3 protein-coding genes are annotated in these 5,864 nt (G+C 28.4%); 1 reads left to right on the top strand and 2 read right to left on the bottom strand.

What is annotated here, in order from left to right; genetic code table 11:
• Positions 1-173 precede the first annotated feature (173 nt).
• Positions 174-3,554, bottom strand: a complete 3,381-nt coding sequence (locus tag G468_RS0115750; protein WP_155847013.1) for a hypothetical protein — start codon at positions 3,552-3,554, stop codon at positions 174-176.
• A 419-nt stretch (positions 3,555-3,973) separates the two neighbouring features.
• On the bottom strand, positions 3,974-5,584 hold the full coding sequence (locus tag G468_RS0115745; protein ID WP_135677736.1) for a hypothetical protein: 1,611 nt from the start codon (positions 5,582-5,584) through the stop codon (positions 3,974-3,976).
• 23 nt (positions 5,585-5,607) lie between these two features.
• On the opposite strand from G468_RS0115745, the gene G468_RS0115740 reads away from it, so the two are divergent.
• Positions 5,608-5,864 (top strand): IS5 family transposase (locus tag G468_RS0115740; RefSeq protein WP_026823664.1); only part of this gene is annotated, 257 nt, incomplete at its 3' end.

Here is a 5,864-nt window from a genome sequence, read left to right as displayed (position 1 = left end):
ATATTTTATATTTTATATTTTATATTTTATATTTTATATTTTATATTTTATATTTTATATTTTATATTTTATATTTTATATTTTATATTTTATATAGTATATTTTATATAGTAAAAATATAATATAATTAATTTAATAACAACCAGTTATTTTTGATAAATTACTCTAAAAAATTAATTCATTTTATTATATTGAAATAGCTGATTAACTATATTTTTTTCATTTACAGTCAGATTAGAAATTATAAATTCATTATTTTTTTGCTGAAAAGAAGATGCCACATCGATTAATAAAGCGATATCTTTTTCATCAAATAATATGTCACTATTTAAAGAAGTATTAATTTCAAGCTTGTTTTTATATTTTTCATAATCATAAATTGTTATTTTATTATTATTATTACGTGATGATATAACTAAATCATTATCTCGATAGTCAAATACAGCACCACCACCTAAGCCTTGAATAAAAATTTTATTATTTCCTTCATTGAGCAATACATTTATATCACCTGTACCATGATTTATCGCTAAAATATTATTCCCTTTACCGGCATCAATAATATTATTGCCTTGCGTTGATATAATAATATCATTACCATCACCGGTTGAAATAATATCATTCCCATTACCATCCCCAGCTAAAATAATTTTTCCAGTTTCACTCATATCGGTTAATATATCATTACCTGCAGATAAGTTAACTTTTATCACTTGAGAATAACCTTTAGGATAAAAAATATTGTCATCAAATTCTGACGGTATTTGTACTGTGGTACAAGGCGTAATTTGATATTTATTGTCTTGATAACTAATAAAAAAATATTGATTATTTTTATCTAACAGATAAATTTTACCATAAAAATCACCAAAATTATTAACAAACTTAATGGTTGGTAGTCTTACTGATCCTTGGTAATACAGGTTGTTATTAACAAAATTAAAATCATATCCATTATGATCTTTTAAGATAATAATAAATATATCTTCATTAGTATATGTGTTAGCAATTTCTTTAAAATCAAATATTATGCTGTCATCAATGTTTCCTGTTGTCATTAAATTATCAATAAGATATATATCCAGGCCATGAGAAAAATAAATATAACTATTTTTCTTTATGCTAGTAAAATAATTATTAAATTTATCACCATGAAAAATAGTTTGTAAGGTATCACTCGTCATCAGCATTGGTTTTATCATTGTAGGTAATAAATAACTTTTACCAAACTTCATGATACTATTATTAGCCAAATTGATGTCAAGTGGATCAACGCTATTAATTTTTTTGGCTTTATCCAATGCAGGAAAATACATAATTTCAAAAATTTTATCAATAGATTCTGTTTTTTTTAATACCTTAGGTAAATTTTGTGATAATAAAAAACCGTCTACTGTTTTTATGATATATTCATGATTAATGAGTTGCTTGTCATCTATATTTCGATAGACATTCTTTAATTTTAAATTGGTATAACTCTCTTTCATTTGATCATGAAGCTGAGTTTTTCCTGATAATAATTTAATATGAATATCATTATCAACTAAATTTACTTCTATAATTTCATCAAGTGTGTATTGTAATTCTACGACACTTCCACTCCCTTTTTCAATTTCATCGATTACAATATTAGCATCAAAATTATATCCAGACTGCAACACTACGCTATTTATTGATAAATCTATCCAATCTTGATCTTCTGGGTTCCAAAGATAATTATTATTTCTCCATGGCAATAATTCCTGATAATCTTGCCAATGATAACGTTCAATAATATAAATATCCTCTTTCTCTCCTCCATTGGCATAACCATTATTTAATACCAGAGTATCTTTTCCAGAAAAGCCATATAAAATATCCTTTCCACCATTACCATTCAGTAAATTATCCTCGGCATTGCCTAAAATGAGATCTTGTACATCTTTTGCACCTATAGCATGTTCAATACTGACTAAATCTGCGCAAATCCCCATGGTATAATTTTTCTTTATTAATGATTGCAGATCATCAAAATCATCTAGGTAGACCTGATTGAGATACCTTAATGTACCATGCTCTAAATTAATTACTGTTCCAGCTACTACATTTGAATATTTAGTTAGTTGTTGATGATTATCAGTAGCCATTGATGATTGATAAGGTAATTGTGCAATATACAATGTATCGTTACCTTGACTACCATGAAAATATTTATTTTCATACTTATCTAACTTATCGCTTAATAAAATAAAAAAATCATCTTTATCACCACCAATAAATATTTTTTTGCCGTTATAACAAATAAATTGATTTTTAATTGATGCAAATCCGACAATAATATCATCACCATTAGCAAAATTAAAATTCACCCCTGTTAAATAATTTCTTAGATTATCCTTTGACAGATAATTATTTAAATTATCGTAAACATATACAGGCTGCTGAGTTTGTGGCAACGAATAAATAACTTTACTCTGATCAACATCAAATTGATAATTATTGAATCTATGATGATTAATTAATTTTTTTAGTAAGTTATCAAATTCTCGATTTAATATGAGTATTTCATCCGATGCAATTGAATAATTAGGAATATAAGTTTTTATCTTGGCTACTTGCACTTGATATCGGTTTGGATACTGCTGAATAATTTTCTCTACTTCTTCTTTAGTAAATTTTCGGCTTGTAATCTCTATAGTGTCATCTATCTGCTGTTGTTTCCATAGGTTAATTGAGAGTGTAGCAATATCTAAATTATTCCTTAAATAATCAAAAGTATATTTAGAAAGACTATCTTTATGTTTACTCAAATAAGTGTTATTAATTTTATCAAATAAATAATATAGAGGTAATTCTTCAACTAATTCTGTTTCTGTAATAAAAATACTTAAATTAAAATCATGTGGTCTTAATAGTTGTTGAAAAAAATCTTTTTCTTGCTGTTGCCGATAAGCTTTGATTGCTGACTCAGTTTGTTGTTTCAATAACTTATTTCTCACTGAAGATTGCAATTGCAATCCCAAAGCTGCTGCAAAACCCACTTGCAATGTTTCCGATGTTGTCAATGCAACTTTTTCTTTAATGCGTTCCACAGTTCGATAGGAATTATAAAACATTCCGCCTAACATCAAACCTGTGCCAATAGCTACCCCAATAGGCCCAGCAGAAGAAGAACCCGCAAAAATAGCAAGAGCGGTTGAAACGCTGATTCCGGCATTAAGTAGCGATAACGTCCCATTAATAATCATATCCTGCCGAATAGCCGAATCTTGTTCACGATTTAGTTGATTAAAATTTTCATAGGAGTAATAAAGATCAAATCCTGCTGATGCAAGTGTGATGCCAGCTGATACCCGACTTGCGAAGGTACTGGCTTCACTACCTATGCCTCTCATGCGATAAACAGCTTTAAATAATAATGGCTGGATAGCCTGATCACCAAAATTTGTTATGCTCGCAGCCCAGGCAACAATCAAATTATCTTCCAATATGTTACGTTGATCATCAACTAAATTAGCATTATTAAGTTGCATAATAGTAGATTGGGTTGAAGAAATTAATTGTATGATATTCACTATTTGCATCGTATGAGAAAATTTATTAACAATTGAAGCATAGCGAGGTAAATGAGATAGTTCTTGCTGTAATTTTTGGGCAAAATGTTTATCGATAACTTGTTGTGCTGTATGGTTATCAATATCAGCTAAGCGCCGCATAATAACCGCAAAATCATTTAAATTGTTACGATTAATCAATAGCTGTTGATAATTCTTATTGACACTCAATTTTTGTTTTAAAATTTTGATGAAATTAATATTATCTTTAGTTGGTTGATAAAAACTAAGGTAGTCATTCAACGTGACGACATCAAACTGTATTTTATTTTGCCAATCAGTAACGTTTCTAACTGAGAATAATGTTAGTTTTTTATTATCTATATATGCCCCTGCTTGTTGTAATATTGTAAGAGGAATATCTATCTCACCAATTTTAATTAAAATTTGCTCTTCAAACTGATTTTTTTTATCGGTAATTGTTCAGTCAATTTTGCTAGTTTATAATTTAATATTGCATCATTTTCTACTTCATACCACTTAATAGAATAATTATTTTGGGCATTTTTTTTAATGCCTAACATTTGATAACGATAATATTTTTTATTATTAATAATAATTTCATCATCCAGGTACATCCGCATAAAGTATAATAGTTTTTCATAGGAATTTTCTGTTGTGACAAAATCTAATTTTATTTCTCCCATTCTCGGATCAAATATAGTATAAGAATAAAAATCATCTATTTTTTTCTGCTTCAAAACAGTGAAAACATAATTATCAATGACTAACTGATACTTACCAATTGATAATTCTATTAATTGATTAACATTTTTTTCATTAACAGCCTTAGATTGAGAAAAAAGAAAATTAATATAGTTGAATACATTATCGAAATTTTGTAAAAACATCAATTCTTCATTTGATAATAATCGTTTTGTCGAAATTTCTAATAAGCTATGATGATATTGTAACAATTCACTAAATTTTTTGGTGTTATTTTCACTATAAGCATACAAAAAAGCGAGATTTTTTGCTAATTGATTATTTTGCTCAAAATAAAATGCATGAACCAGAGGATTAAGGGTTATATTAAATGACGGAATTGATTTTGTATCCGTTTTATTAGCTAAACTTACAATATTACTAAAATAATAGTTATGCCATTGCTGGCTTTTTGCTAGGGCCTGCGATAATGATAATTGACTTAATTCGCTACGTTTATCAATAGCTGATAACTCTATTAATACCATTTTTAAGTTTTCTAATGCTTGATGATCATGAATTAGTGTCATCAATTCCCGCATATTAATAGTTCCATCTGAATATAAAAATAGCTGCGACAATAAATTATTTGAATAATTACTCAGTGAATGGATTATTTTTGGCCGATAAGCAATATTTTCTAATAATATTTTTGTATCATAGGCTTGTTGTTGTACTGTTGGTAATTCGCTGTTTAAAAAAAGTTTACGCCATTCAATTAGTCTATTGCTACTACTATATTTATTCTGTTCAAAGTAATTATTTACTTTTTGACTTAAAATTGGATCATATTTAATTTGATTTATTTTATTAATGTCCAGCAAATCATTTTCATCGACTAAATAGCCTTGTAAGTGATAACAATATTTATCATTATTTTTATTGATATCGATTTTATCTGTTACAATATCCATTAAAAGATTTTGCTCAATAGGAACATTGTTTAAATACAGTTGATTTATTTCATTATTATAATTAAATTTAGTTAACCTTCTATTATTGCCTGCTAAAGCATAATATTTATTGATACTATCCGATAATAATGGAAGTAATTGATGATCCCCCTGCTGGTAAGTTGTCACAGTGGCATTTATAGCGCTTCTTGCTAAGTTTATGGCTGTTTCACTAGCAATGCCATTGGGATCATAAGGATTAGCTAGTTCGCCTAATCCCTGTTGAGAAAAAAAGCAAACTTCCTCTGGATTATTTAAACCAAAGTATAATTTTGTTTCAGCAAGAATATCCACTAGGCTGTGTCCCTTAATTGCTTGAGCTATAGTATCCATCTGTTTCTACGATACTTTGAATTATGGCTCGCTACGATCTTTCTGATGAAGCATGGGCAATCATTGAGCCCTTGTTGCCAACCGTTTTGACATCTTCGCGGGTCGGTCGGCCGTGGGCAGAACATCGCAAAATCGTCAACGGCATGTTCTGGATACTGTGTTCAGGCGCCCCATGGCGTGATTTACCTGAACGTTACGGCCCATGGAAAACCGTTTATAACCGTTTCAACAGATGGTCAAAGGATGGAACTATTAACATTATTTTCAATAAGTTGCTTTC

The sequence above is a fragment of the Arsenophonus nasoniae DSM 15247 genome (genome assembly GCF_000429565.1).
GTDB lineage: Bacteria > Pseudomonadota > Gammaproteobacteria > Enterobacterales > Enterobacteriaceae > Arsenophonus > Arsenophonus nasoniae.
This window is presented reverse-complemented; position numbering and strand designations above follow the sequence as displayed.

What these genes read in the sequence shown, in the direction of transcription:
- G468_RS0115745 (WP_135677736.1), bottom strand. Translation starts at nt 5,584, where the DNA reads ATGGATACTATAGCTCAAGCAATTAAGGGACACAGCCTAGTGGATATT.